Genomic DNA, 26,426 nt, shown 5'->3' with positions numbered 1-26,426 from the left:
CGGTGGCCGCGCAAACAAAAACGCTCCCGAGCGGGAGCGTTTTTCGTTCTGGCGGTTCAGTCGGCTTCGTCGATCCAGGCCATCTGGATGGCCTCCAGGATTTTCTCGCCGCAGTGGGCGGGATCATCGCTGAATCCGGGCAAGGCCATGACCCATTCACGCAACTGCGTGAAGCGCAGCGTCTTGGGGTCCACGTCGGGATGCGCGTCCACCAGGGCGGCAGCGACTTCGTAGGTGTCGGTCCACTTCATCAATGGCCCTCTTTGGCATGGTTGATGGTGTACTTCGGAATTTCAACCGTCAGGTCTGAATCGGTCACGAGTGCCTGGCACGACAAGCGCGACGTGGGAGTCAGGCCCCAGGCCTTGTCCAGCAAATCCTCTTCGTCGTCCGTCGCATCTTCCAGCGAGGAATAGCCCTGCTTGACGACCACGTGACAGGTCGTGCATGCACACGACAATTCGCAGGCGTGTTCGATGTCGATGTGATTGTCCAGCAATACGCGGCAGATCGACACGCCTTTGGGCGCGTCTTCAATCACCGCGCCTTCCGGGCAGTAGTCGGGATGAGGCAATACAGTCAGTTTCGGCATAGCGTCTTATCAGGCAATCTCATCAAGTTTTCGGCCCGCCAGGGCGGCGCGAATGCTGCGGTCCATGCGGCGCGCGGCAAAGTCGTCGGTGGCGGCGGACAAGGCCTGTACCGCGCCCTTCACCGTCTCGACGTCGTCGGCGGCTTGAGCGTCGATGGCGGCTTGCAGACATTCGTCCACGCGGCGGCGTTCGTCGGCGTCAAGCAGGTCGCCGTCGACGGACAGCGCGGCCTGAACCGATTCGACCAATTGGCGCGCGTCCACCTGTTGCTCGCGCAGCATGCGCGCGCGGGCATCGGTATCGGCCTGCGCCACGCTGTCGGCCAGCATCTGCGCAATTTCGTCGTCGCTCAGGCCGTAGGACGGCTTGACGGACACGGCGGCTTCGACGCCCGAGCTTTGCTCGCGCGCGGTAACGCTGAGCAAGCCGTCGGCGTCCACCTGGAACGTCACACGGATGCGCGCGGCGCCAGCCACCATGGGAGGAATGCCGCGCAATTCAAAGCGCGCGAGCGAGCGGGAATCCGCGACCAGGTCGCGTTCGCCCTGCACCACATGAATGCTCATGGCGGTCTGGCCGTCCTTGAACGTGGTGAATTCCTGAGCGCGCGCCACCGGGATGGTGCTGTTGCGCGGAATCACCCGCTCAACCAGTCCGCCCATGGTTTCCAGGCCCAGCGACAACGGAATCACGTCCAGCAGCAGCCAGTCTTCTCCGGGCGCGCGATTACCCGCCAGCAGATTCGCCTGCAACGCCGCGCCCAGCGCGACGACCTGATCAGGGTCCAAATCGGTGAGCGGTTCGGTTCCGAACACCTTGCCTACGGCTGCGCGCACGACGGGCATGCGCGTCGCGCCGCCCACCATCACCACGCCCCGCACGTCCGCGGGCTGTAGCGATGCATCGCGCAACGCGCGGCGCGCGCAGTCCAGGGTGCGTTCGATCAAGGGCTGCGCCAGCGTTTCAAATTCGGCGCGGGTCAACACCAGATCAATCTGGCGGCCGTCGGCCAGCGCAAGCTTCAACGTGGCGCTGTCGGCGCTCGACAAGGCTTCGCGAGCGGCGCGTGCGGCCATCAACAGACCGCGCCGATCGGCGGGCGAGAACTCGCCGTCAGCCAGCTTGGCTACGGCGTGATCCGCAATCAACGCATCGAAATCATCGCCGCCCAGCGCGGTATCGCCGCCGGTGGAAATCACTTCGAATACGCCTTGCGTCAGGCGCAAGATGGAAATATCGAATGTGCCACCGCCCAGGTCGTAGACGGCGTACACGCCTTCCGACGCGTGGTCCAGGCCATACGCAATGGCGGCAGCGGTCGGTTCATTCAACAGGCGCAACACGTTCAGGCCGGCCAGGCGCGCGGCGTCGCGGGTGGCTTGGCGCTGCGCATCGTCGAAGTAAGCGGGCACGGTGATCACCGCGCCCACCAGATCATCGCCCAGCACGTCTTCGGCGCGCTGGCGCAGCACTGCCAGGATTTGCGCCGACACCTCGACAGGGCTCAGATCGCCCTGCACCGTGCGGATGCGGACCATGCCGGGGGCATCGACGAATTCATACGGCGCACGCGTGGCGCGCGCCTCTTGCAGCGAGCGTCCCATGAATCGCTTCACGGACACCACGGTGTTCAAGGGATCTTCGGCTTGCTGGGCTAGGGGCTCGCGGCCCGTCGTGACTTTGCCGCCGGGCAGGTAACGCACCGCCGACGGCAACAAGGCATGGCCTTGCGCGTCGGGCAAGACTTCCGCCACGCTGCTGCGCACGGCCGCTACGAGAGAATTGGTAGTGCCCAGATCAATGCCCACCGCCAGCTTGCGCTGGTGCGGCGCGGGCGATTCACCGGGCTCGGATATCTGCAATAAGGCCATGAGTATATTTTTCTGGTCAGTAGGCGGCGATGTGCAGGCGCCCGCAGCACGGGCGCCTCAACGCAGCGTTGGCTATCCAGCGGGCTGGGCCTGCGCCAGCTCTTGCGCCAGTTTTTCCACGAACATCCATTCGCGCACTTTCAGGCCTGCGGCGGCGGGATCGCGCTCGTCGTCAAGCAGGCGCTTGAGCGTCGCGCGCATCGATACGCGAGCTTCGTCCAGTTCCGCGCGCAAGGCCGTCATGGCTTCAGCATCGTCGCGCGCATCGTCCAGCATTTCGCGCCACGTCATCTGCTGCATAAGGAAAGCGGTGTCCATGGACGTGTTGCTCTCGGTCTGCAAGTCCACCCCGGCCTGTTCGCATAGATAGCGGGCCCGTAGTAAAGGGTCGCGCAAGACGCGGTAGGCTTCGTTGGCGCGCGCCGCCCACTGCATGGCGACGCGACGTTCGGCGGGACTGGCGGTGGCATAGCGGTCAGGGTGCACCTGCGCCGCGACGGCACGCCACGACGTCTCCAATGCTTGCGCATCCAGGTCGAAGCGCGCCGGCAAGCCAAATAGGCTGAAGTGATCGTCTACAGCCAAGACTTACACCGTGAACGACTCGCCGCAGCCGCAGGTCGCCTTCTCGTTGGGGTTGCGGAACTTGAAGCCTTCGTTCAGGCCTTCCCGGGCGTAGTCGAGCTCGGTGCCGTCCAGATAAGCCAGGCTCTTGGGGTCAATGAAGACCTTTACGCCAAAGCTTTCGAACACGACGTCTTCCGGCGCCGAGTCGTCCACGTATTCCAACTTGTAGGCCATGCCGGAGCAGCCCGTCGTCCTAACGCCGAGCCGCAAGCCGATACCCTTTCCGCGCTTTTGCAAGTAGCGGCCGATATGGGTGGCAGCCTGTTGGGTCAGGGTAACGGACATGATCAGCCTGCCACCGCTTCAGCCGGAGCCGAATGCTTCTCTTTGTAGTTCTGCACTGCGGCCTTGATGGCGTCTTCGGCCAGGATGGAACAGTGAACCTTCACCGGCGGCAGAGCCAGTTCTTCGGCGATCTGCGTATTGCGGATGTTCATCGCCTGGTCCAGCGTCTTGCCCTTGACCCACTCGGTCACGAGCGAGCTGGACGCAATGGCCGAGCCGCAGCCGTAGGTCTTGAAGCGTGCGTCTTCGATAACGCCGGCTTCATTGACCTTGATCTGCAGCTTCATCACGTCGCCACAGGCGGGCGCGCCGACCATGCCGGTGCCCACCGATTCGTCCGACTTGTCGAACGAGCCGACGTTGCGCGGGTTTTCGTAGTGATCCAGAACTTTGGTGCTGTAAGACATGTTATTTCTCCACGAATTTCTTGGCGCGGGCGCTTAGTGCGCGGCCCACTGCACGGTGTTCAAGTCAATGCCTTCCTTGGCCATTTCCCACAGCGGCGACATATCGCGCAGCTTGCCGACGCGGCTCTTGAGCAATTGAATTGCGTAGTCAACTTCCTGCTCGGTCGTGAAACGGCCAAGCGTGAAACGGATCGAGCTGTGCGCCAGTTCGTCATTGCGGCCAAGGGCACGCAACACGTAGGACGGCTCCAGGCTGGCCGACGTGCAGGCCGAGCCGCTGGAAACGGCCAGTTCCTTGATCGCCATGATCAGGGACTCGCCTTCCACGTAGTTGAAGCTGACGTTCAGATTGTGCGGAACGCGCTGGTCCATGTCGCCATTCAGATAGACCTCTTCGATCTGCGACAAGCCATTCCAGAGTCGATCGCGCAGCATGCGGATGCGCTCGTTCTCGGTGCCCATTTCTTCGCGCGCCAGGCGGAAAGCTTCGCCCATGCCGACGATCTGATGCGTGGCCAACGTGCCCGAGCGGAAACCGCGCTCATGGCCGCCACCGTGCATTTGAGCTTCGATGCGGATACGCGGCTTGCGACGCACGTACAAGGCGCCAATGCCCTTGGGACCGTAAGTCTTGTGAGCCGAAAACGACATCAGGTCGACCTTGAGCTTTTGCAGGTCGATCTCCACCTTGCCGGTCGCCTGGGCGGCGTCCACGTGGAAAATGATGCCCTTCTCGCGGCAGATCTCGCCCAGCGTTTCGATGTCTTGCACCACGCCGATTTCGTTGTTCACCATCATCACGGACACCAGCACGGTGTCGGGGCGCAGAGCCGCCTTGAAGGTGTCCAGGTCAATCAGGCCGTCGTCCTTCACGTTCAGGTACGTGACTTCGAAGCCTTGGCGTTCGAGTTCGCGACAGGTGTCCAGCACGGCTTTGTGCTCGGTCTTGACGGTGATGATGTGCTTGCCGCGTTCCGCGTAGAAATTCGCGGCGCCTTTGATGGCAAGGTTGTCGGACTCGGTAGCGCCGGAGGTCCAGACGATCTCGCGCGGGTCGGCGTTGACGAGCTTGGCAACTTCTTCACGAGCGCGCTCAACGGCCTCTTCCGAATCCCAACCGTACGCATGGCTGCGCGATGCCGGGTTACCGAAATTCTCGTACAGCCACGGCACCATCTTGTCCACGACGCGGGGGTCGACGGGGGTGGTGGCCGAATAATCAAAATAAATCGGACGTGTGGTCATGTCTACAACTCCTGATACTGCTTATACGGTGGCGTTTGCCGCAACGGTCGTGGTCGGGGAATTGGCAGCGGCATTGGCGCCGCCCACCCGATTGACACGCACCGCGCAGGCTTGCGCTTGATTGCTGGCTTCCTGCAATTGGCGCACGCGCTGCTGATCAACCAGATCTTGCAGGGATACCGAATCCAGGTAATCGACCATCTTGCGATTCAACGTTGCCCAAAGCTCGTGCGTCATGCACTTGCCCGGCTTTCCGTCGTTGCCGCTCGTACAGTCCCGTTTGCCGCCGCAGCTGGTCGCGTCCAGCGGTTCGTCGACGGCAAAGATGATGTCTGCAACGGTCACATTACGCGCCAGGCGCGCAAGCGAATAACCGCCGCCAGGTCCGCGCACGCTGTCCACGAGTTCGTGGCGACGCAGTTTCCCGAACAGCTGTTCCAAATAGGAAAGCGAAATATTCTGACGCTGGCTGATGGCCGCAAGAGTGACCGGGCCGCTGTGCTGACGCATCGCAAGATCGATCATGGCAGTCACGGCGAAACGCCCTTTGGTAGTTAGCCGCATGGTGGGTTCCCTGTGATTCGGCAATGGCCGCCAGCGAATCCAGCGGTCAATACCCGAGTAATTGGGTCAAGTATAGCCTATTCCCGACTAATTTGGTATGGCTCCGGGCCAGAAAAAACCGCGCTGTTGCGCGGTTTTTTCGTTGCCAGATACCCCAAGAGCCACGCGCTGCGTGGCTCTACGGAAAAGCGGTCAGGCCGCTTGGTACTGGGTGGCGCGCTTGCGGACCAATTCCAAGACACCCTGGCAGGCGTCTTCCAAATAATCGAGAACCTTGCCGAAACCGTCAGCGCCGCCATAGTAAGGATCGGGCACGGTGGCCTCTTCGAACTCATTGGCGAAACGCATCAGCAGCATCAATTTGTGCTGATAGGTTTTGGGACACTGTTGCTGCATGGCGGACAGGTTGTCCCAATCCATGGCGAGGATGAGATCAAAATCGCGGAAATCATCCGCGGTGACCTGACGCGCCTCACAGTGCGTGATCTCGTAGCCGCGTTTACGCGCCGCAGCCTGCGCCCGGGCATCAGGCGCCTCGCCGATATGAAACGCGTGCGTGCCCGCAGAGTCGATGCGAACAACGTCGCTCAAACCCGCGTCGTTCACCAAATGGCGAAACACGCCCTCTGCGCTCGGCGAGCGACAGATATTGCCCATGCAAACGAAAAGTACCTTGGTCATCATGGGAGTAAGTGTGAGGGAAAACCCGAGATAAGGCAAGCTTTTTTTGCAAAGAAACAATTGCGCAGCGGGCTCGGATAAGTCAGATTTTCTTTCGTAAAATCAATGGTTTATATCAATATTCAAATGTCATTGCTCGGTGCCGAACGCGTCAGCGGCGGGCTTATTCAGCCCCGCCGCGCAACACTCTCCCCAACACCTAAATTCAGCTAGCTGTCAGCACGCATTTACCTCTTGATCCGCCCCTCTAATCAGACGGCGCCATCCAGCAAGACGCGTTGCTTCAAGGCGGTGAGAGCATCGCGCGCGGCCGCCGCCTGCTCGAACTCGAGATTCCGGGCGTGGTCCATCATGAGCTTTTCCAGACGCTTCAGCTCCCGTGCCAGGGCCTTCTCGTCCTTCAGGAATTCGGCCGGTATCGCGGCTTCCAGGGCATCATGCTGCACCGGCGCGACGATGCCGTCGATCAGCTCGCGCACAGCCTTGCGAACCCCTCGGGCCGTAATGCCGTTATCAATATTGAATTGCAACTGCTTGGCCCGGCGGCGACTGGTTTCTTCCATGGCCCGCTGCATGGAGTCCGTCACACGATCCGCATACAGAATGGCGTGCCCGTTCAGATTGCGCGCCGCCCGACCGATCGTCTGGATCAAGCTGCGCTCGGACCGCAAGAAGCCTTCTTTGTCGGCGTCCAGGATCGCCACCAGCGACACCTCGGGAATATCCAGCCCTTCTCGCAGCAAGTTGATGCCCACCAGCACGTCGAAGGTGCCCAAACGCAGGTCACGCAGGATTTCCACGCGCTCGACGGTGTCGATATCGGAATGCAGGTAGCGGACCTTGACGCCATGCTCACTAAGGAAGTCGGTCAGGTCTTCGGCCATACGCTTGGTCAGCGTAGTAACCAGGACGCGCTCGCCCACGGAGACACGCGCCTTGATCTGCCCCAGCAGGTCGTCAACCTGCGTGCGCGCCGGCAGCACCTCGACCAGCGGGTCGACCAGGCCCGTCGGCCGCACAACCTGCTCGACCACATTGTCGGCGTGCTCTTTCTCGTATGCCGCGGGCGTGGCTGACACAAACACGCACTGGCGCATACGTGCCTCGAACTCTTCGAGCTTGAGGGGCCGATTGTCCATCGCGGACGGCAATCGGAACCCGTATTGCACCAGGGTTTCCTTGCGCGACCGGTCCCCGCGATACATGGCACTGAGCTGACCGATGGTGACGTGACTTTCGTCGATGAACATCAGCGCATCGGGCGGCAGGTAATCGATCAGCGTGGGAGGCGGCTCGCCAGGCGCGGCGCCAGAAAGATGGCGCGAGTAGTTTTCGATTCCCTTGCAAAAGCCCAATTCCTGAAGCATTTCCAGGTCGAACCGAGTGCGCTGCTCGAGCCGTTGCGCCTCAACAAGGTGGCCGTCATCGACGAACCGTTTGACGCGGTCGCGCAGCTCTACCTTGATTGTCTCAATGGCGCGCAGCACCGTGTCGCGCGGCGTCACGTAGTGCGAACCGGGATACACCGTGAATCGGGGCAGCTTTTGGCGGATACGCCCGGTCAACGGATCGAAAAGCTCAAGGCTTTCGATCTCGTCATCAAACAGCGTCAGGCGCAACGCCAATTCGGCGCTTTCCGCCGGGAAGATGTCGATGGTTTCGCCTCGGACGCGAAACACGCCGCGCGTGAACTCTGCGTCGTTACGCGTGTACTGCATGGCGACCAGCCGCGCCAGGATCTCCCGCCGCGAAATCTGATCGCCGCTGCGCAGGATCAGCACCATGGCGTGATAGTCGCCAGGGTTGCCGATACCGTAAATGCAGGAAACCGTGCCCACGATGATCGTGTCCCGGCGCTCCAACAGGCTCTTGGTTGCCGACAGACGCATCTGCTCGATGTGCTCATTGATGGACGAATCCTTCTCAATGAACAGGTCACGCGTCGGCACATAGGCCTCGGGCTGGTAGTAGTCGTAGTAGGAAACGAAATACTCGACGGCGTTCTTCGGAAAGAATTCGCGCATTTCCGCGTACAACTGCGCCGCGAGCGTTTTATTGGGGGCCAACACCAAGGCGGGGCGGCCTAGCTGGGCGATCACGTTCGCCATCGTATAAGTCTTGCCGGAGCCGGTCACGCCCAGCAAGGTCTGGAACATCAGGCCGTCTTCGATACCCTGCGTCAACCCCTCGATCGCCGTGGGCTGATCGCCCGCCGGCGGATACGGCTGAAACAGCTGGAACGGGCTGTTCGGGTACTCGACAAAGCGCGGCTCCGCACCAGCGATGGGCGCGACGTCACTCGTAGCCGGCACGTCGGGATTTCCCGCGAGATTCTGGGCCAGATCTCCCGCGCCGCTTGGGTCTATTGGACTGTTTGGCATGCTAGACTGTTCCAGGGTAAACCCCCCATTATCCACAGCACCTCGTACTGCGTCCACCCATCCTCATCAGAGTCCCATGAGCAACCTTTTCGATTCCGTCGAACTCGCGCCGCGCGACCCCATTCTTGGTCTGAACGAACAATACAACGCGGATACGCGCCCCGGTAAAGTCAACCTGGGCGTGGGCGTGTACTACGACGATCAGGGACGGATCCCCCTGCTGGGCGCCGTTCGCAAGGCCGAAACCGCCCGCATCGAAGCGGCCGCCGCTCGCGGCTATCTGCCCATCGAGGGCATCGCTGGCTACAACCAGGGCGCGCAAGCCCTGCTGCTGGGCAAAGATTCCGCGCTGGCCGCCGCTGGCCGCGTGCTGACCACCCAGGCGTTGGGCGGCACGGGCGCACTCAAGATCGGCGCCGACTTCCTGCGCCAATTGCTGCCCTCCTCCAAGGTCCTGATCAGCAACCCCAGCTGGGAAAACCACCGTGCGCTGTTCGAGCGCGCCGGTTTTGAAGTCGGCACGTACTCGTACTACGACGCTTCCACGCGTGGCCTGAACTTCGAAGCCATGCTGGCTGACTTGAAGGCCGCACCGGCCAAGACCGTTGTCGTGCTGCACGCGTGCTGCCACAACCCCACTGGCGTGGACCCCACGCCGGAACAGTGGAAGCAGATCGCCGCTGTCGTGAAGGAAAACAACCTGGTCCCGTTCCTGGACATCGCCTACCAGGGCTTTGGCGAAGGCTTGACCGAAGACGCCGCTGTCGTGCGCATGTTCGCCGACATGGACATGACCATGTTCATCAGCTCGTCGTTCTCGAAGTCGTTCTCGTTGTACGGCGAACGCGTGGGCGCGCTGACGATCGTGGCTGGCAGCAAGGAAGCGGCCGGCCGCGTCCTGAGCCAGCTCAAGCGCGTCATCCGCACCAACTACTCCAACCCGCCGACGCACGGTGGCACGGTGGTGTCGACGGTTCTGAACACGCCCGAACTCTTCGCCATGTGGGAAGAAGAGCTGGCTGGCATGCGCGACCGTATTCGCCTGATGCGCAAGCAGCTGGTCGACAAGATCAAGGAACACGGCGCCAAGCAAGACTTCAGCTTCGTCCTGCAACAGCGCGGCATGTTCTCGTATTCGGGCCTGACCGCCGCTCAGGTGGATCGCCTGCGCGAAGAGCACGGTGTTTACGCGGTGTCCAGCGGCCGCATCTGCGTCGCTGCGCTGAACAGCGGCAACATTGACAAGGTCGCCGCCGGCATCGCCGCCGTGCTGTAAGCCTGATCGCTTTCGGGCCCATTTGCGGCCTTGGATGACAAAACGGAGCCTTTGGCTCCGTTTTGCTTTCCGGCGAACGCGAGCGGCTTGCATTTTTGCGCTGCGTCCCCCAGAATGGCGCTGTATATATGTACAGTCCGCTCACACCGGATCATCGCCATGGCCAGCAAACTTACCGATCGCCAGCAACAAATCCTGGACCTTATCCGGCAAACCGTCACGCGCACCGGCTTTCCGCCAACGCGCGCCGAAATAGCCCAGGCCCTCGGTTTCCGCTCACCCAATGCGGCGGAAGACCATCTCAAGGCACTGGCGCGCAAAGGCGCTATCGAGCTTACCGCAGGCGCCTCGCGCGGCATCCGCTTGAAAGACAGCCCCACCTCCTCGCCCACTTCGTCAGCTATACCTTCGCTGGCGCAGCTGTTGCTGCCGCTGGTGGGGCGCGTCGCGGCAGGCAGTCCGATCCTTGCGGCGGAGCACGTGGAACGCGAAGTCGGCGTGGACCCGCACCTGTTCGCACAAGCACCAGATTACCTGCTGAAGGTGCGCGGCATGAGCATGCGCGATGCCGGCATCCTTGAAGGCGACCTGCTTGCCGTAAAGAAGGCGTCTGAAGCCCGCAACGGCCAAATCGTTGTTGCTCGCCTGGGCGACGACGTTACGGTCAAACGCCTGCAACGCACTAACGGACACATCGAACTGCTTCCAGAAAATCCCGACTTCCAAACCATTGTGGTCGAAGCCGATCAGGAATTCGCCTTGGAAGGCATCGCTGTCGGACTAATCCGTACGACAGCTCTGCATTGAATTGCCAAGCGCGTTGCCAATGCAGCGCAGTATTTGGCACCGCAATAAAAAACCCCGCCAGACACAATGGCGGGGTTTTTATTTGGGCGCCCCAAACTGAAGGCGCCCAGCCTGGAGAGGCAATCAGTGCTTGAGCACCGGGTCGGTCGAACCAGGTTCAGCAGGCTTGGTCACCAGCGCGTCTTTGACGGCTTCTTCCTCGGCCAGCGGTTCCGGCAGACGTTCCAGCGCCAGTTCAAGCACCTTGTCGATCCAGCGTACCGGCACGATCTCAAGGTGGTTCTTGACGTTGTCGGGGATCTCCGCCAAATCCTTGACGTTTTCCTCGGGGATCAAGACCGTCTTGATACCACCACGGTGGGCTGCCAGCAGCTTCTCTTTCAAGCCACCGATGGGCAACACTTCGCCGCGCAACGTGATCTCACCGGTCATGGCGACATCGGCACGCACCGGAATGCGCGACAAGGCTGAAACCATGGCCGTGGTGATCGCAATACCCGCGGACGGGCCGTCCTTCGGCGTGGCGCCTTCAGGAACGTGCACGTGCATGTCGTGCTTTTCGAAGACGCTGTCAGCAAAGCCCAGGCGGCGAGCGCGTGAGCGCACCACCGTGCGAGCCGCTTCAACCGACTCCTTCATCACGTCGCCGAGCGAACCCGTACGTTGGATGACGCCCTTACCCGGCATGTCGGCGACTTCGATGGTCAGCAGATCGCCACCCACCTCGGTCCACGCCAGACCCGTCACCTGACCAATCTGGTTTTCCTTTTCGGCCATGCCGAAGGTGTAGCGACGTACGCCCAGATAATCGCTCAGGTTGTCGCCCGTGACATTCACCGGCTTGACCTCGAGGGTCTTGCCTTCCGCCTTGGCGCGATCATTCTGAGTCAGCAATTGCTTGATGACCTTGCGGCAGATCTTGCCCACTTCGCGCTCGAGCGCCCGCACACCGGCTTCCCGGGTGTAGTAACGCACGATATCGCGCAGCGCGCTGTCATCGACGGTCAGCTCGTTATCCTTCACGCCGTTGTTCTGCATCAGCTTGGGCAGCAGATGGTCGCGGGCGATATGGATCTTTTCCTCTTCCGTATAACCGGACAGGCGGATCACTTCCATACGGTCCAGCAGGGCCGGCGGGATGTTCAGCGTATTGCTGGTCGCCACGAACATGACGTCCGACAGGTCGAAGTCGACTTCGATGTAGTGGTCCTGGAACGTGTGGTTTTGTTCCGGGTCCAGCACTTCAAGCAACGCCGACGAGGGATCGCCGCGGAAATCCATGCCCAGCTTATCGATCTCATCAAGCAGGAACAAGGGATTGCGCACGCCAACCTTCGACATGTTCTGCACGATCTTGCCAGGCATCGAGCCGATGTACGTACGACGGTGGCCACGAATCTCGGCCTCGTCACGCACACCACCCAGCGCCATACGCACGAACTTGCGGTTCGTCGCCTTGGCGATGGACTGCCCCAGCGAGGTCTTACCCACGCCCGGAGGACCGACCAGGCACAGGATCGGCGCCTTGACCTTGTCTACGCGCTGTTGCACGGCAAGATACTCAAGGATGCGTTCCTTGACCTTTTCCAGACCGTAGTGGTCGTTGTCCAGCACCGTCTCGGCGTTGGCGATCGAGTTGTTGATCTTGCTCTTCTTCCTCCAGGGAAGGTTGATGAGCGTATCGATGTAATTGCGCACCACGGTGGCTTCGGCCGACATGGGCGACATGAGCTTGAGCTTCTTGAGCTCGGCGTCGGCCTTCTTACGTGCCTCTTTGGGCATGTGGGCCGCGATGATCTTTTTCTCGAGCTCTTCGATATCCGCGCCCTCTTCGCCTTCGCCCAACTCTTTCTGAATGGCCTTGACCTGCTCATTCAGGTAGTAGTCGCGCTGGCTCTTCTCCATCTGCTTCTTCACGCGGCCACGAATCCGCTTCTCGACCTGAAGAATGTCGATTTCGGTTTCGAGCTGGGTGAGCAGACCTTCAAGGCGCTCGGAAGTACCGACGATCTCGAGCATTTTCTGCTTTTGCTCGAGCTTGAGCGGAAGGTGCGCGGCGATCGTGTCAGCCAGGCGGCCCGCATCATCGATGCCAGCCAACGAGGTCAGGATCTCCGGGGGGATCTTCTTGTTGAGCTTTACGTACTGCTCGAACTGGGCAACGATCGCGCGGCGCAGGGCCTCGGTCTCGGAGCCTTGCATGGCGTCCGGCTCAATCGGCGTCACCTGGCAGGTGAAGTGCGAATCGGCGTCCTCGATGCTGTTGATACGGGCACGCTGAGTGCCCTCGACCAACACCTTTACGGTGCCGTCGGGCAGCTTGAGCATCTGCAGAATACCGGCGACGCAGCCGATTTCGTAGACGTCTTCGGGGGTGGGATCATCCTTGCCGGCGGACTTTTGGGCCACCAGCATGATGCTTTTGCCCGCTTCCATCGCAACCTCGAGCGCGCGGATAGAGCGCGGACGGCCGACGAACAGCGGGATGACCATATGCGGAAACACCACGACATCGCGAAGTGGCAGCAGGGGCAGGTCGATCGGGTCGGAAGGCAGGGTCTGGCTGGCAGACATAGGAGGTTCCTCGGTATGACTCGGCGTATCGGGGACGGGGAGCCTGGGAGAGTACCCGGGCTATCCGCGTCAGTTACGTCTGTTATGGGAACAATAGCCGAAAATTCAAGATCCCGGCTGCCGGATAGGCAAAAGGCGAAAAAAAATGCCCCGAAGGGCACTCCTACGGCAAAAAAACCCGTTACAGGAACGGGCTTTTTTGAAATATTACGCTGCGGCGTCGCGAACCTCGCCACGCTCGGGCTTGTCGCTCTCGCCAGCTTCGTCCGCATAGATCAGCAAAGGCTTGCCTTCACCTTCAATCGCGTTCTCGTCGACGACGACACGTTTGACGTTGCCCTGCGAGGGCAACTCATACATGGTGTCCAGCAACGTCTGTTCGATGATCGAACGAAGGCCGCGCGCGCCAGTCTTGCGCTTGAGCGCCTTGCGGGCGATGGCTTTCAAGGCGGCGGGCCGCAGATCGAGCTCGGCGCCTTCCATCGCAAACAGCTTCTGGAATTGCTTGAGCAGCGCGTTCTTGGGTTCGGTCAGGATCTGAACCAAGGCCGCTTCGTCCAGTTCGTCCAGCGTGGCGACCACGGGCAGACGACCCACGAGTTCCGGAATCAAGCCGAACTTGATCAGATCTTCGGGTTCGACTTCCGAGAACAGTTCGCCCACGCCACGTTCGGACTTGGCGCGGACCGAAGCCGAAAAACCGATACCAGACTTTTCGGTGCGATCACGGATGACCTTTTCCAATCCGTCGAAGGCGCCGCCCACGATGAACAGGATGTTGGTCGTGTCCACCTGGACGAAGTCCTGGTTGGGATGCTTGCGCCCGCCCTGCGGGGGCACCGAAGCGACCGTACCTTCGATCAGCTTGAGCAGCGCTTGCTGCACGCCTTCGCCGGACACGTCGCGCGTGATGGACGGGTTGTCCGACTTGCGGGAAATCTTGTCGATTTCATCGATGTAGATGATGGCGCGCTGCGCCTTCTCTACTTCGTAATTGCAGTTCTGCAGCAACTTCTGAATGATGTTTTCGACGTCTTCACCGACATAGCCGGCTTCGGTCAGCGTCGTGGCGTCTGCCATGACGAAAGGCACATTCAGCATGCGCGCCAGAGTCTGCGCCAACAGCGTCTTGCCCGAGCCGGTGGGCCCGATCAGCATGATGTTGCTCTTGGAGAGCTCGACTTCGTCACCCTTGATCTCGCCGTGACGAATGCGCTTGTAATGGTTGTAAACCGCCACGGCCAGCATGCGCTTGGGCGAATTCTGCCCAATGACGTACTGATCGAGGAAGGTCTTGATTTCGGCCGGAGTGGGCAGTTCGGAACGAATCGCCGCGCGCGCGGTCGCTTGCGCTTCCTCGCGGATGATGTCGTTGCACAGATCTATGCATTCATCGCAGATGAACACCGACGGACCCGCGATCAGCTTGCGGACTTCGTGCTGGCTTTTATTGCAAAACGAGCAATGCAGCACTTTTGCGTCTGCCGATCCCTTTTTTTCAGGCATATTTGTTTCGTATCTCAGGTAAAGATGCGCCAGACCGGTCAGGGGTCCAGCGCATGCGCTTACTCAAACTTGGTGGCAGCGGGTTCGGATCAGCCTGGAAGTCAGCCTTCCGAGCGCGAGCTCATCACCTTGTCCACCAATCCATACGATACCGCATCTTCGGCGGACATGAAGTTGTCACGTTCCGTGTCCAGGCCGATTCGCTCCATCGACTGGCCGGTGTTGTCGGCCAGGATCCGGTTCAGGCGTTCGCGCAGGTCCAGGATCTCGCGAGCCTGGATCTGGATGTCGGACGCTTGCCCTTGGGCGCCACCCGACGGCTGGTGGATCATGATCCGGGAGTTGGGCAGCGTGAAACGCTTGCCCTTCTTGCCAGCCGCCAGCAGGAACGCACCCATGCTGGCTGCCAAGCCCGTGCACAGGGTCGAGACGTCCGGCTTGATGAACTGCATGGTGTCGAAAATGGCCATTCCCGCATACACCGACCCGCCCGGCGAGTTGATGTACAGGGAAATGTCCTTGTCAGGATTCTCCGATTCCAGGAACAGCAACTGCGCCACAACCAGGTTGGCCGTTGCGTCATTGACCGGACCCACCAGGAAAATGAGCCGTTCGCGGAGCAGACGCGAATAGATGTCGTAAGCGCGTTCACCGCGCCCCGACTGCTCGATAACCATGGGAATGTAGCCCAGGCCGGTGGGGGTCACCGAAGACCCGCCATTCATTGCCGCATAGAAATCGGTGAATCTCTGCATAGTGTTACGCCATCCCCATCAACTGATCGAAAGGCACCTTTTCGTCGGTGACCTTAGCCTTTTCCAGCACGTGCGCGACGACATTGTCTTCCAGCACGATAGCCTCGATTTCAGCACGACGCTGGCGGTCTGCCAGGTAATAGCTGACAACCTGAGCGGGTTGTTCGTAGTTTTCCGCGAATTCTTCAATGCGCGCACGAACTTGCTCGGGCTTGGCTTGCAGCTGGGCTTGCTTGACCAGTTCCGACACCAGCAGGCCCAGGCGGACACGGCGTTCGGATTCGGTCGAGAAGGCTTCAGCCGGGATCGGCACGGATTCGGCGTTGGGGATGCCACGCTGCTTGAGCTCTTCGCGGGCAGCGGCGACACGGCCTTGGACGTCGTTGTCGACCAGCGCCTTCGGCACGTCGAACTTGCCGGCTTCGACCAGGGCGTCCATGACGCTGGACTTGGTGCGGCCAGCCGAACGGACCTTGACTTCGCGTTCGATGTTGCTGCGGATGTCGGCCTTGAGCTTTTCGACGTCGCCTTCGGCTTGGCCGAGGGACTTGGCGAATTCGCTGTTCAGTTCGGGCAACACGCCTTCAGCCACTTCCTTGACGGTGATGGTGAATTCAGCGGTCTTGCCGGCAACTTCCACGCCTTGGTAGTCGTCCGGGAACTTCAGTTGGAAGACCTTGGTTTCGCCAGCCTTCAGGCCACGAGCGGCTTCTTCGAATTCCGGCAGCATGCGGCCTTGGCCGAGCACGAACGGGAAATCTTCGGCCTTGCCGCCTTCGAACGGCACGCCGTCGATGGTGCCAGCGAAGTCCAGCGTGACGCGGTCGCCGTCTTGCGAGGCGCGGCCTTCACGGGCTTCGAACGTGGCGCGCTGCTTGCGCAGGACGTCCAGGGTTTGTTGAACTTCGGCGTCGGTGACGGCGGTTTCGTAACGGGTGACGGCCAGCGCCGACAGGTCCGGGACGACGACTTCGGGGTACACCTCGAACGTGGCGGTGAACGCCAGCGTGTCGTCGGTGACGCCTTCAGTCTTGGGTTCCAGGTTCGGGGCGCCAGCGACGCGCAACTTGGCGCCGTCGATGGCTTGTTCGAACGCACGGCCAACTTGGCTGTTGATCACGTCGTAGCGGATGCTGGGGCCATGGCTGCGCTCGAGCATGGCGAGCGGAGCTTTACCCGGGCGGAAGCCGGGGACCTTGGCGGTGCGAGCCACGCGCTTCAATTGCGCCTGGACTTCCTTTTCGACGTCGGCCACCGAGACGGCCAGATCAACACGGCGCTCCAGGCCGGAGAGGGTTTCAACCACAGGCTGCATTAAAAGACCTATTTTCCGAGAGATGAGATTACGGGCGGATAAACGCGCCATTTTACCGGAAACTTCCGGAACCCTGACGCAAAGGGGCGCGAGCCCCGGATTTGCCCGGATACTCGCGCCCCGATTTCCACCCGAAAGGGGAGGAAGAACGTCGCTTTGACGCCTTATTTGGCCTTGGCGATGCGATCTTCGATGTGTTGAGCGCGCTTGGCCGAGGACGGGTGCGAGCTCATCATATCGCTCTTGCCGCCATCCAGCTCGGCAAGCTTCTGAAATGCCGTCACCAGACCGCGGGTATTGAGCTTCTTGGCCTGGAGCTGGTCGAACGAATAGTCGTCCGCGGCGCTTTCCTGCGACTGCGAGAACTGAGCGTTGATGAATTTCTCCGTCAGGTCGCCCAGTTGCGAAGAATTCAGCGCGGCCACCGTCGCGCCGCCTGCAGCGCCGGCGGCGTCACGCGCGGCGGACACGGTGTAGGCGGTCTGCATGGCCTTCTTGCTGTGGCCCAGCGCCACGTGACCGATTTCGTGGCCGACCACGCCCATGACTTCGTCGTCCGTCATCATGTCCATCAGGCCGCTGTAGACGCGGATGCAGCCGTTGGCCATGGCCCAGGCATTGACGTCCTTGGTGATGTAGACCTTGTAGTTGGCCTTCTGACCATTGACGGTGCCGCCCAGCGCCTTGGCGATTTTCTGCAGACGCGCGTCGTACTTGCTGCCGGGCGCGGCGATCTTCTCTTGCGAATCGCTCTGCGCGCAGGCCTTGTCGGACAGCGTCTTGATTTCGGCATCACTCAGGGTGGCAGCTTGCACGACCTTGCTGCCGGCGCCCACCAGGCCACCGATGTCGAAGGCATGCGACGCGGAATAAGGGGCAAGCGCAACGGTCAACGCGGCAACGGTGTAGCGAATCTTCATGGGAACAAACTCCTCTGGACTGACTCTATGCGAGCGAGGCGGCAATTCTATCTATGCCAAAAGCGCTCCAAGCGTTTCGCCACAGAGTTTCGCAAATGGCAGTTTCGCTTACATAAAAGGCCGGCAAACCGTCTTCAAGCGTGCTAGCCCGGCGCGCCGCACTGACCAACAGATGTCATAAAAATCTGCTGCGGCTGTCGTCGCGGCGTTGTTAGAATTGCCGCCGCGCTTTTCATCGCAACCCACAAATGGCTCGCACCCAACAATGATTGAACGCTCCCCTCCCCGCCTGGGCCTGCTGCCCAGTCTGATCTTCAGTTCGCGCTGGCTACAGCTGCCGCTCTACCTTGGCCTGATCGTGGCGCAAGGCGTTTACGTCATGCTCTTTTTGAAAGAGCTGTGGCACCTGCTGACCCACGCCAACAGCTTTGGCGAAATGGAAATCATGCTGCTGGTGCTGGGGCTGATCGACGTCGTCATGATTTCGAACCTGCTGGTCATGGTGATCGTCGGCGGCTACGAGACGTTCGTGTCACGCCTGCGCTTGCAGAACCATCCGGATCAACCGGAATGGTTGAGCCATGTGAACGCCAGCGTGCTTAAAGTGAAACTGGCGATGGCCATCATCGGCATCTCGTCGATCCACCTGCTGCGCACCTTCATCGAAGCCGGCACGATCGGCACGCCGAACGCACGTTTTACCGAAGCCGGCGTCATGTGGCAAACCATCATCCACGCCCTGTTCATTCTGTCGGCGTTGGGTATTGCGCTGGTCGACAAACTGTCCACGCCGACCGCGCACAAGCATTAAGACTGCATGTGCTGCGGCGCATGGCGTCGTGGCGAAAAAAAAGCCTCCACACATTGCGTGTGGGGGCTTTTTTATGGGCCGAACACCAGGCGCACCCGGCGCGCTACCCGCGGAGAATCAGGTTGCGACCTTGATGTTCTTGGCGCTGGGACCTTTGGGACCGGTACCGACCTCGAAGGTGACGCGCTGGTTTTCCTGCAGCGATTTATAGCCTTCGCTGCGGATCTCGGAGTAATGGGCGAAAAGGTCTTTGCTGCCGTCGTCGGGCATGATGAAGCCATAACCCTTTTCGGCGTTGAACCACTTAACGATGCCGGTTGCCATGGAGTGTCCTTGAACCTAAGAGATGCGATTTCTCGCGGGGCGCCAGATCATCAAGGATGGGAGAGGAAGCAACCGCAGCACCACTGACGGCGACAAGTTGACGCAGACCGCGTCGCTTGAAAATCTCGCTGAACCCAGTGTATTGGTGAACCCCGAAAAACGTCAAATATGCGAACGGTCGATCAAAGCACGACGCAAGACAGCCGGAATTTTCACCTTGCTATGAAAAGATACACGCCGATACCTACCGCTATCGGAGCGCGGCCAGGGAGTTGCCTGGCGGATCAGCCCGCAAAGCCTCCTGACTCCAGGAATTCATGCTCGGCTTGCGTGGTCTGTCGGCCCAGCACCGCGTTGCGATGAGGGAAGCGGCCAAACCGTTTGATGATGTCGCGATGCAGGACGGCCCAGCGCAGCGTGTCCGCTTCCAAGGGTTCCATCAACGCCACGCCGCGATTCTGCATCGCCAAACTCTCCGAGTGTTCGAACGGCATGTAGAAAAACTGGCGCATCGCCGGCGCAACAGCCAGATCGTGGCCAGCCGCGATAGCGCGTTCAGCAAAGTACTGCGCCAAGGGATCGGTGGCGAACATATGCGCCGTGCCCCGATACGCGTTGCGCGGGAACTGGTCCAACAGGATCATCAACGCCAGGGCGCCATCGGCGTCTTCCTGCCAGGCATCCAACTGACGCGACGCGGCCGCCCAATGTGTCGATTCGAAGCGTTGGCGGAACTCAGCGTCGAACGCATCGCTTTTGCGATACCACTGCGCGGGGCCTGCATCGGCCCAGAAGGCCACCACATCGTGCGCTTGGATAGGTTGGGTTGCTGACGGCGAAGATGTCATGGGAACGATCCTGAAGGCGCTGGAGCGATAAGGGCATGCGCGCCGCGTGTAGCGCGGCACCGCAGCCTTGCCAAGAATAGCGCGGCCAAAAACAAAAAAAGCCCCCGAAGGGGCTTTTTTGCGAAAACTCAGACCTTTACAGGACCTGAATCTTCGTGGCTTGCGGGCCCTTGGGGCCATTGGCCGTCACAAAGCTGACGCGCTGGTTCTCTTCCAGAGACTTGAAGCCAGAACCCTGGATTTCGGAGAAGTGAGCGAACAGATCTTTACCACCCGCTTCCGGGGTGATGAAGCCATAGCCTTTTTCCGAATTGAACCACTTAACGACGCCGGTTTCCATACTGTATTTCCTAGAGATAATGGGCAAATGCCCGGAGGTCACGAATCAATCAAGGAGGGGACAGTAGAACAATAACGCTGAGCCGGAAAAGGCACGGCACTGAACGAAAATCGCAACGCTTGTGATCGTGTGCCGACACTATCGTTATGTTCCCCTCACAAGTCAACATAATCCTAAAAAATACGTGCCAATAATGCAACAAAGAGAAACTGCGTTGAAAATTTGCACGTTTTCATAGGCAAAACTTGTCCCTGCATAGGTGTAAACACCCATACAACATAAAAAAACAATCAGGGCTTATATAAATGCTGTCCTAATGCATACGTCTTTCATACGTCATTTGGATCAGCACTTTGGTTTGCCGCCAGGCTTACTCGTCGATAGGTAAACCCAACAGATCGAGAGCCGCGCCAAAAGCATCGGATCCCGAGCAAAGGAAAACCGCCACGTCGCCGGGATTCATATTTTCCAGGACTTGGTCGATTTGTTCTTGCGCATTATCAATATTGTCGACATTTGAAGCGTGTATATCCGCTCCGGCTTCGACCTTTTCGATGGGGACGATGTCAGCGATCGCATTGAGATCGGATACGCCCACCACCACATAGACGCTGATGGGCTCGCCATCCAGCGTCGTGAGCAGCTCGACGCCGCCCGCTACGTCGGCAAGGTGCCGACTTACTATTTCCATGTTCACTCTTCCTTGATCAGCGGGCAGGGCCCGCTTGGACGCACGCACCGTGAAGGTGCAATCTCACGCCCAGGCGCGACTATAACAGCCTTCGCCTAATGTTTTTTGACATTCGGGCCCAGGGACTGCCGAGCGGCCCCGGACGTGGCCGCCACGCTACGGCAGCGCACCCCGGCATCGGTCAGCACGCGAATGAGCGGCTTCTGGGTCGCCAGGAACACGCTCTTCTCTTCGCCAGCGAGCTTGCAGATGAACATCTGCGCCTGCAATTGCGTGCGGCGGGCCTTACGGTTGTCGGATTCCTGGGCAAGCCAGTCACCGATCCAGGCAGCCGCAGACTCGGCGTCGCCTTGTTGCTTGACGTGGCCCAGCAGGTCGAAAATCGTCACGCCTTCGATGCGCTCGTCTTCGCCTCGGGTGAGGTAGAGCTTGGCGGCCTGGCCCGAATAACCGGGGATCACCGCGAGGCAATCGCGTTCAGCGGGTTTCTTCATAAAGTTCTGTAGGTAGAGTCAGTTGTCGAGAACCATCGACTGTAACCCGACCTTGCGCGCCGTCGCATCCGCGCCACGTAACTCTGCTATTGTCAGCCTACCCATTTTCTTACGGTGAACATCATGCAACGCGATTTCGACTTGGTCGTCACGATCCTGGGCGCCCTGCGCGACGCGCCCGGGCCCAACCTGAGCACCCACGACATCAAGAACGCCGCCCTGGCCCCGCACCCGGAAGAACAGGGCTTGCAGGTCATTGCTCATCACCTGGATCTGTTGGCCGACGCCGGCCTGGTCAAGCAAGTCAGCGAGACCGCGGCCAACGCGGGCGCGGCGCGCTGGCGCATTACCTGGAAGGGCTATGACGCGCTGGAACAGGATGAAGACGACGAAGACGACGCCGACGAATTCGACGCCGAAGAGTAAAGCGTAAGGCCTGGGCTCAGCGGCGCTGCAAGATGCGCCGCGTGAGCAAGGATGCGGCGGTGCCGATCACCAGGCTGAACATGAATGCGGCGATGGCAAGCATCGCCGACAAGTCGCCGAAACCACCCTGGCGCGAAAGCATCACGACCGCCACGCAAATGGCCGAGGCCAGCGCGATCACGCCGATCAACACCTGTTTGACCGAGCGCAGGCGGCCGCATAGCGAGCCGCCGACCAGCGCGGCCGCCACCATCACGGCCATGGACCAGAACAAATATTCGTACTGCATGCGAACGTCTCCCCCGTAGGCGTTGAGGCGTGCGCATTATAGGCGGCGCTCCCCCGTGCCTGGCCCCGTCAAGCCGGGGCGGCGACGGCAACCACGCTGATCTCGACCTGCGCTCCGAAATGCAATTCGCGCGTGGGCACGACCGCACGCGCCGGACGATGATTGCCGAATGCTCGCTCGTACACCCGATTGACTTCATCCCACAAGCCGATGTCGGGGATGTAGACCGTCACGCTCACGACCGAATCCAGCGATGCGCCCGCTGCGTGCAGGATGGCGCCAATGCTGCGCAGCGCCGCTTCGGTCTGCGCGGTGGCTCCCGTTGCAAGAGCGGGCCTGGCGCCCGGCTGCGCGGCGGGCAGAAAGCCCAGTTGCCCCGACACGAACACAAAACCGTTAGCACGGACGGCTTGCGAGTAATGGCCAGCGGGCGGCGTTGCGTCCGGGGTATTAATGAAATCCATGTCCGGTTCCTTGTTCATTCCGATTACCAGCCTCGAAAGCGTTCCCAATGCGCCACTACACCCGGCACGCCGGGCTGCACGACTTCGTAGGCGTCGTGCTGCGCGCAGGTCGCGCAGGCATGGTTGGGCAAAATGCGCAGCTTCGTACCCAAGGGCAGATCAGGCAAAGAGGCGCCACTTGCCGCGCGCAGCTTGACGATGCCCTGCTCCTGGTTCGTTTCGGCCAGCAGCAGATCAGGATAGATCCGCCCCTGCACATCACAAACCACGCCGTACAACTGGTCGACTGCCTGCTTGGCAGTGCCCCGGTCCCGTGACATGGCCATCCATCCCGCATCCACCAAGATCCAGCCCTTGTCGGGCTGATGGCCGATCACGGTGGTGAGCACCGAGGCAGCGATATCGTCCACCGTACACACGCCCAGGCCCGCCATCACAAGATCGAAAAACACGTACACGCCCGCACGCACTTCCGTCACGCCTTCCAGGTTGCGCGCGAAATGGGCGGTAGGCGTGGACCCCACGCTCACCACCGGGCAAAGCAACCCCGCGCCGCGGATCGTCTCGGCGCAACTGACTGCGGCGGCGCGCTCCTGCTCGGCCATGTCGGCGATTGCTTCAACGCTGCGGCAAGCATAAGACTCCCCCGCGTGGGTCATCACGCCGCGCAGGCTATGCGCCTCGTGCAGGACGCGGGCAATCGCCACAAGCTGCTCGGCGTTGCCGGGTTGCACGCCGGCGCGGTGACCGTCGCAATCGATTTCGATCAGTGCGGGAATCGCAGCGCCGGCCATCTGAACGTGCGCGGCCAGGGCGCGCGCCGCTTCCAGGCTGTCGACGACCACCGTCAGGTCGACGCCGCGCTTGCGCAGCGCCTCTACGCGCGCCAGCTTGCCGGGCGCCACGCCCACCGCGTAGAGCAGATCGGTGACGCCGGCCGCGGCAAATTGCTCGGCCTCCTGAAGGGTGGACACCGCCGCCGGCCCCTGCGGGCTGCTCATGACGCGCCGCGCCACCTCCACCGATTTGGGCGTCTTCAGGTGCGGGCGCAGTTGAACGCCATGCTCGGCCATCAGCGCGCCCAAGCGCTGGATATTGCGCATCATGCGCGATTCATCCAGCAGCAGGCACGGCGTTTCCAGATCGTCGAGCGTGGGAGTAAGGGTGGCAGCAGTCATGGCAAATCTCGGAGTGAAGAAGCGTTCGGAACAGTTTGAGTGCAATGACGCCAGTATGGCGCGCACGGGCTGGACCGTGTTTAATCATGGCTTAATTTTTCATTAAGCTGAAACTGAATGATTACCACCGACGACCTGCGATTTTTCCTGAGCCTGTCGGCGACGCCTTCGCTAGCGCAAGCGGCGCGCGCGCTGGACGTGACGCCGCCCGCCGTCACGCAACGGCTACACGCATTGGAAAAGCGTCTGGGCGTCCGGCTGGTCAATCGGTCGGGTCGAGGCACCGCACTGACCGACGAAGGCCGCCTGTTGGCGCTGCGGGCCGGGCAGATCTGCGGCGAGCTTGGCGACCTGGCCGACGAACTGGCGGGCCGCCGTGGCGTCGTGGCGGGGCATCTGCGCGTCGTGGCGCCGCTGGGCTTCGGGCAACGATATATGGCGGAACTGGTGGCGGACTTTCGCAAGACCAGCGACAACATCACGGCAAGCCTGACCTTGTCCGACGGCCCGCCTCGGCTGGCGACCGACAACTGGGACGTCATGGTCCACATCGGCGAACTGCGCGATTCGACATTGGTGGCCTACCCCTTGGCGCCCAATCGCCGCATCCTGTGCGCGTCCCCGGCATACCTGGCGCGCCACGGGGCCCCGGCCAAGCCCGAAGACCTGCGCGATCACGACTGCATCGCCCTGCGCGAGAACGACGAGGACGTGACGCTGTGGCGCTTCAAGCGTGGCCGTGGTCCGGCGGTAGGGGTGCGCGTGGCACCCGTGCTGTCCAGCAATGCGGGCGGCGCGGCGTTGCAATGGGCGTTGGCGGGACACGGCATCGTTGCACGCTCGGAATGGGACGTCGCCGAACATCTGCAAACGCGGGCGCTGGTGCCGCTGCTTGCCGGCTGGAACTTGCCCGACGCCAACGTCGTGGCGCTGGTGAAGTCGCGCCAGGACCAGTCGGCCCGCACCGCCGGATTCCTGGCGCATCTGCGCGCGGCCTTCGCCACGACGCCGTGGCGCGACAAGCCCTAGCCGGGGGCCCTGCCCTAATCCAGCATGGCTTCCGCTTCGATCTCGACCAGCCATTCGGGCAGCGACAAGCCGCTGACGATCACCCAGGACGACGGCGGCGGGTCTTGGGGGAAACGATCCCGCAGCGCCTGCGCAATGACTTCCTGCTCTCCGCGCACGGTGTCGCAGATGTAGATGCGCAACATGATGACTTGCGCCAGCGTGGCGCCCGCAGCGGCCAGCACGCGTTCGATATTGTCGAGCGCCGCTTCGGTTTGGCCTTGCAGGCCCGGGCTGACGGTGCGTTCATGGATGTCGACGCCGACCTGGCCCGACAGCAGTATTCTGCGCTGGCCGGTCACGATGACCGCCTGACTGAACCCGTACTGGACGGTATTGAAAACAGTGTCGGGGTTGATGACGGTTCTGGACATGTGTGCTCCTGTGAACGGCGCGGCCCACACCGCGCCGGAACCGCCATTCTATCGACGCCCTGGCCTACCGCGCGGCGTTCGTCGCCGCTTGCATCCGAGCGCCCGGCAAAGCCACCAGCAGCACCACCGCGCCGGCTGCCGCCGCCGTCCAGAAACCCGCTTGCACACCGTAGTGATCGACCACCCAGCCCGCTATCGCCGCCCCCGCCGCCACGCCCGCGCCCAATCCCGTGATCAGCCACGTCAGGCCTTCCGTCAGGCGCTGGCCCGGCACATTGCTCTCGACCAAAGCCATCGCAATGATCATGGTCGGCGCGAACGACAGCCCGGCCAGCAACACACCCAGCGCCAGGGTCAGCAGATCGTTCACCAGCAGCAGCGGCAAGGTCGTGAATGCCGTCACGGCCGCTGCGATCGACAGCAGGCGCGCCAGCGGCATCTTGAATTTCATGACGCCGAACGCCAGCCCCGCCACGCACGAACCCAGCGCGTAGGCCGACAGCACGAGGCTGGCGCCGGCGGGTACACCTTGCGCCCGCGCAAAGGCCACGCTCAACACGTCGATGGTGCCCACGATGACGCCCATGGCCGCCATCATCGCCACCAGGGCGCGCATGGACGGCATGCGCAGCACCGACGCCTGGCGCCCTGCTGGCCGGGCCTCTACCGCTGGCGCGGTGGCGCGTTGCGATACGAATGCCGTCACGCCCACCGCCAACAACAACGCGGCGACGAGCGGACCCGCCTGCGGAAAGAACATCACACTGAGCCCCACGGCCAAGGGCGGTCCCAGGATGAAGCTGACCTCGTCGGCCACCGACTCCAGCGCATATGCCGTGCGCAGTTGCGGCTGGTCGCGGAAGATTTCCGTCCAGCGGGCGCGGATCATGGCCGGCATGCTGGGCAAGGTGCCCGCCAACGCGGCAAACAGAAACAGTGTCCAATCCGGCGCGTTCCAATGCACGCAGGCGGACAGGCAGATCAGCGCCGTCACGCAGGCACCGGCGGCAAGCGGTAGCACGCGTCCCTGCCCATGGCGGTCGACCAGCCGGGAAATGCGCGGCGCCAGCAAGGCCGTGGCCAGCGCAAAGGTGGCCGCAACGGAGCCCGCCAATCCGTAACTGCCCCGCACTTCTGACAGCATCGTGATGATGCCGATGCCAATCATCGGCAGCGGCAGGCGCGCGATGGCGCCGGCCAGGACGAAACCCAGGGCCCCGGGTGCATTGAACAGCTCACGATACGGATTGGACACCGACGACCTTCGAATTCATGTGGACGGGCAGATCGTATTCACATACATTGCGTATGT

30 protein-coding genes are annotated in these 26,426 nt (G+C 61.4%); 5 read left to right on the top strand and 25 right to left on the bottom strand.

From position 1 onward, the window contains the following. Positions 1 to 56 precede the first annotated feature (56 nt). The 10 genes from iscX to uvrB form a co-directional block, all read right to left on the bottom strand. Positions 57 to 251, bottom strand: coding sequence for a Fe-S cluster assembly protein IscX (iscX, locus tag API01S_RS02725; protein WP_006220169.1), 195 nt, complete (start codon positions 249 to 251; stop codon positions 57 to 59). After that, complete coding sequence (gene fdx, locus API01S_RS02720) at positions 251 to 592, bottom strand: ISC system 2Fe-2S type ferredoxin (RefSeq protein WP_006220170.1); 342 nt, start codon at positions 590 to 592, stop codon at positions 251 to 253. The genes iscX and fdx overlap by 1 nt, the downstream gene beginning before the upstream one ends. A gap of 9 nt (positions 593 to 601) precedes the next feature. After that, entirely contained in the window at positions 602 to 2,464 is a 1,863-nt protein-coding gene (hscA, locus tag API01S_RS02715) for a Fe-S protein assembly chaperone HscA (protein WP_061302961.1), read from the bottom strand. Positions 2,465 to 2,536: 72 nt separating this feature from the next. Next, on the bottom strand, positions 2,537 to 3,049 hold the full coding sequence (hscB, locus tag API01S_RS02710; protein WP_061302959.1) for a Fe-S protein assembly co-chaperone HscB: 513 nt from the start codon (positions 3,047 to 3,049) through the stop codon (positions 2,537 to 2,539). 3 nt (positions 3,050 to 3,052) lie between these two features. Then, positions 3,053 to 3,376, bottom strand: a complete 324-nt coding sequence (gene iscA, locus API01S_RS02705; protein ID WP_006220173.1) for an iron-sulfur cluster assembly protein IscA — start codon at positions 3,374 to 3,376, stop codon at positions 3,053 to 3,055. Positions 3,377 to 3,378: 2 nt separating this feature from the next. Continuing rightward, positions 3,379 to 3,783: a Fe-S cluster assembly scaffold IscU gene (iscU, locus tag API01S_RS02700; protein ID WP_006220174.1), complete on the bottom strand. Its 405-nt coding sequence runs from the start codon at positions 3,781 to 3,783 to the stop codon at positions 3,379 to 3,381. Between the two features lie 33 nt (positions 3,784 to 3,816). Then, the gene (locus API01S_RS02695; protein WP_006220175.1) at positions 3,817 to 5,028 is read right to left on the bottom strand and encodes an IscS subfamily cysteine desulfurase; all 1,212 of its coding nucleotides are present in this window, start codon (positions 5,026 to 5,028) and stop codon (positions 3,817 to 3,819) included. Between the two features lie 21 nt (positions 5,029 to 5,049). Further along, entirely contained in the window at positions 5,050 to 5,592 is a 543-nt protein-coding gene (iscR, locus tag API01S_RS02690; protein WP_006220176.1) for a Fe-S cluster assembly transcriptional regulator IscR, read from the bottom strand. Positions 5,593 to 5,784: 192 nt separating this feature from the next. Beyond that, positions 5,785 to 6,276, bottom strand: a complete 492-nt coding sequence (locus API01S_RS02685; protein WP_006220177.1) for a low molecular weight protein-tyrosine-phosphatase — start codon at positions 6,274 to 6,276, stop codon at positions 5,785 to 5,787. 248 nt (positions 6,277 to 6,524) lie between these two features. After that, entirely contained in the window at positions 6,525 to 8,654 is a 2,130-nt protein-coding gene (gene uvrB, locus API01S_RS02680) for an excinuclease ABC subunit UvrB (protein WP_254598531.1), read from the bottom strand. A 76-nt stretch (positions 8,655 to 8,730) separates the two neighbouring features. Here uvrB and API01S_RS02675 point away from each other — a divergent pair, with 76 nt between their 5' ends. Further along, a complete protein-coding gene (locus API01S_RS02675; RefSeq protein WP_006220179.1) occupies positions 8,731 to 9,930 on the top strand; it encodes an amino acid aminotransferase in 1,200 nt (399 codons plus the stop codon). A 159-nt stretch (positions 9,931 to 10,089) separates the two neighbouring features. Continuing rightward, complete coding sequence (lexA, locus tag API01S_RS02670; protein ID WP_050730123.1) at positions 10,090 to 10,737, top strand: transcriptional repressor LexA; 648 nt, start codon at positions 10,090 to 10,092, stop codon at positions 10,735 to 10,737. Positions 10,738 to 10,860: 123 nt separating this feature from the next. Here the strand turns inward: lexA and lon are convergent, their stop codons facing one another. From lon to loiP, 5 genes are all read right to left on the bottom strand, one after another. Next, positions 10,861 to 13,311, bottom strand: a complete 2,451-nt coding sequence (lon, locus tag API01S_RS02665) for an endopeptidase La (RefSeq protein ID WP_006220181.1) — start codon at positions 13,309 to 13,311, stop codon at positions 10,861 to 10,863. 207 nt (positions 13,312 to 13,518) lie between these two features. Next, positions 13,519 to 14,817 carry an ATP-dependent Clp protease ATP-binding subunit ClpX gene (gene clpX / locus API01S_RS02660; protein WP_046805799.1) on the bottom strand — a complete coding sequence of 433 codons (1,299 nt, stop codon included), beginning with the start codon at positions 14,815 to 14,817 and terminating at the stop codon, positions 13,519 to 13,521. Between the two features lie 101 nt (positions 14,818 to 14,918). Further along, a complete protein-coding gene (gene clpP / locus API01S_RS02655) occupies positions 14,919 to 15,572 on the bottom strand; it encodes an ATP-dependent Clp endopeptidase proteolytic subunit ClpP (protein WP_006220183.1) in 654 nt (217 codons plus the stop codon). A gap of 4 nt (positions 15,573 to 15,576) precedes the next feature. Next, positions 15,577 to 16,887, bottom strand: coding sequence for a trigger factor (gene tig / locus API01S_RS02650; RefSeq protein WP_050730121.1), 1,311 nt, complete (start codon positions 16,885 to 16,887; stop codon positions 15,577 to 15,579). Between the two features lie 164 nt (positions 16,888 to 17,051). Beyond that, the gene (gene loiP / locus API01S_RS02645; protein ID WP_006220185.1) at positions 17,052 to 17,807 is read right to left on the bottom strand and encodes a metalloprotease LoiP; all 756 of its coding nucleotides are present in this window, start codon (positions 17,805 to 17,807) and stop codon (positions 17,052 to 17,054) included. A gap of 265 nt (positions 17,808 to 18,072) precedes the next feature. On the opposite strand from loiP, the gene API01S_RS02640 reads away from it, so the two are divergent. After that, complete coding sequence (locus API01S_RS02640) at positions 18,073 to 18,618, top strand: TIGR00645 family protein (protein WP_006220186.1); 546 nt, start codon at positions 18,073 to 18,075, stop codon at positions 18,616 to 18,618. A 117-nt stretch (positions 18,619 to 18,735) separates the two neighbouring features. Here API01S_RS02640 and API01S_RS02635 read toward each other — a convergent pair whose 3' ends face one another. The 5 genes from API01S_RS02635 to API01S_RS02615 all read right to left on the bottom strand — a co-directional run bounded on the left by API01S_RS02635 (position 18,736) and on the right by API01S_RS02615 (position 21,315). Next, positions 18,736 to 18,942: a cold-shock protein gene (locus API01S_RS02635; protein WP_006220187.1), complete on the bottom strand. Its 207-nt coding sequence runs from the start codon at positions 18,940 to 18,942 to the stop codon at positions 18,736 to 18,738. Between the two features lie 284 nt (positions 18,943 to 19,226). Further along, positions 19,227 to 19,790, bottom strand: coding sequence for a DUF924 family protein (locus API01S_RS02630; RefSeq protein WP_006220189.1), 564 nt, complete (start codon positions 19,788 to 19,790; stop codon positions 19,227 to 19,229). Between the two features lie 136 nt (positions 19,791 to 19,926). Continuing rightward, positions 19,927 to 20,130, bottom strand: coding sequence for a cold-shock protein (locus tag API01S_RS02625; protein WP_006220190.1), 204 nt, complete (start codon positions 20,128 to 20,130; stop codon positions 19,927 to 19,929). Between the two features lie 370 nt (positions 20,131 to 20,500). Further along, positions 20,501 to 20,821: a hypothetical protein gene (locus API01S_RS02620; RefSeq protein WP_006220191.1), complete on the bottom strand. Its 321-nt coding sequence runs from the start codon at positions 20,819 to 20,821 to the stop codon at positions 20,501 to 20,503. A 95-nt stretch (positions 20,822 to 20,916) separates the two neighbouring features. Beyond that, on the bottom strand, positions 20,917 to 21,315 hold the full coding sequence (locus API01S_RS02615) for a hypothetical protein (RefSeq protein ID WP_050730120.1): 399 nt from the start codon (positions 21,313 to 21,315) through the stop codon (positions 20,917 to 20,919). 123 nt (positions 21,316 to 21,438) lie between these two features. On the opposite strand from API01S_RS02615, the gene API01S_RS02610 reads away from it, so the two are divergent. Next, positions 21,439 to 21,741 carry a DUF2513 domain-containing protein gene (locus API01S_RS02610; protein WP_006220195.1) on the top strand — a complete coding sequence of 101 codons (303 nt, stop codon included), beginning with the start codon at positions 21,439 to 21,441 and terminating at the stop codon, positions 21,739 to 21,741. 16 nt (positions 21,742 to 21,757) lie between these two features. Here API01S_RS02610 and API01S_RS02605 read toward each other — a convergent pair whose 3' ends face one another. The 3 genes from API01S_RS02605 to API01S_RS02595 all read right to left on the bottom strand — a co-directional run bounded on the left by API01S_RS02605 (position 21,758) and on the right by API01S_RS02595 (position 23,672). Then, complete coding sequence (locus tag API01S_RS02605) at positions 21,758 to 22,030, bottom strand: hypothetical protein (RefSeq protein WP_006220196.1); 273 nt, start codon at positions 22,028 to 22,030, stop codon at positions 21,758 to 21,760. A gap of 68 nt (positions 22,031 to 22,098) precedes the next feature. After that, the gene (locus API01S_RS02600) at positions 22,099 to 22,494 is read right to left on the bottom strand and encodes a RidA family protein (RefSeq protein WP_061303824.1); all 396 of its coding nucleotides are present in this window, start codon (positions 22,492 to 22,494) and stop codon (positions 22,099 to 22,101) included. Between the two features lie 23 nt (positions 22,495 to 22,517). Further along, positions 22,518 to 23,672 carry a DSD1 family PLP-dependent enzyme gene (locus tag API01S_RS02595; protein ID WP_061302957.1) on the bottom strand — a complete coding sequence of 385 codons (1,155 nt, stop codon included), beginning with the start codon at positions 23,670 to 23,672 and terminating at the stop codon, positions 22,518 to 22,520. A gap of 117 nt (positions 23,673 to 23,789) precedes the next feature. On the opposite strand from API01S_RS02595, the gene API01S_RS02590 reads away from it, so the two are divergent. Beyond that, positions 23,790 to 24,701, top strand: coding sequence for a LysR family transcriptional regulator (locus API01S_RS02590; protein ID WP_061302954.1), 912 nt, complete (start codon positions 23,790 to 23,792; stop codon positions 24,699 to 24,701). Positions 24,702 to 24,715: 14 nt separating this feature from the next. On the opposite strand, the gene API01S_RS02585 is transcribed toward API01S_RS02590, so the two are convergent. Then, entirely contained in the window at positions 24,716 to 25,114 is a 399-nt protein-coding gene (locus API01S_RS02585) for a RidA family protein (RefSeq protein ID WP_061302953.1), read from the bottom strand. A gap of 64 nt (positions 25,115 to 25,178) precedes the next feature. Further along, positions 25,179 to 26,369, bottom strand: coding sequence for an MFS transporter (locus API01S_RS02580; protein WP_061302950.1), 1,191 nt, complete (start codon positions 26,367 to 26,369; stop codon positions 25,179 to 25,181). Between the last annotated feature and the right edge of the window lie 57 nt (positions 26,370 to 26,426).

The sequence above is a fragment of the Achromobacter piechaudii NBRC 102461 genome (genome assembly GCF_001571245.1).
GTDB classification, from domain to species: Bacteria; Pseudomonadota; Gammaproteobacteria; order Burkholderiales; family Burkholderiaceae_B; genus Achromobacter; species Achromobacter piechaudii.
Note: the sequence above shows the minus strand (reverse complement) of the source record. Positions and strands in the feature narration are given on the sequence as shown.